Source organism: Streptomyces atriruber, from assembly GCF_001418325.1.
Taxonomy (GTDB): Bacteria; Actinomycetota; Actinomycetes; order Streptomycetales; family Streptomycetaceae; genus Streptomyces; species Streptomyces atriruber.
The window spans coordinates 965-1,402 of sequence record NZ_LIPN01000690.1 but is presented as its reverse complement, the minus strand read 5'-3'; the positions used below and the strand labels follow the sequence as shown (position 1 = coordinate 1,402).

Below are 438 nucleotides of genomic sequence, written 5' to 3'. Positions count from 1 at the left end.
GGCCTGGGCGCGCTCGCGCAGCGGATGCTCGGCCGCGAAGACGCTCAGGGGGGCGATCGTCTCGCCGTGGCAGCCCAGTTCGAGCGCGCAGGCGAAGAACTCCTCCTGCGCGGTGACGGAGAGTTCGGTGAGCCGGTCGCGCTGGCGCCGGGCGTACGGACCGGGCAGCCCGGCCAGCGGGGCACCGTCGGAGAGGGCGAGCGCGGCGGTCAACTCGGCGTAGGCGTCGGCGTGTTCACCGGCGACGCGCAGCGAGCGCGCCGCGGCCAAGCGGTCCTCCAGCTCGCTCGCGTCGAGGGCGCCGCGCGGGACCCGCAGGGCGTAGCCGTCGCCCGCGGACACCAGGAGCCGGGCGGGTTCACGGGCCCGCCGGTCCGGTTCGAGGAGGGTGCGCAGCCGCGAGACGTACGTACGCAGCGTGCCGATCGCGCGCGGCGG

The 438-nt window shown here is 76.9% G+C and carries 1 protein-coding gene; it reads right to left on the bottom strand.

All coding sequences use genetic code 11. The features are described from left to right. A partial coding sequence (locus AOK03_RS40110; RefSeq protein WP_279616374.1) for an AfsR/SARP family transcriptional regulator occupies window positions 1-438 on the bottom strand: 438 nt, incomplete at both ends.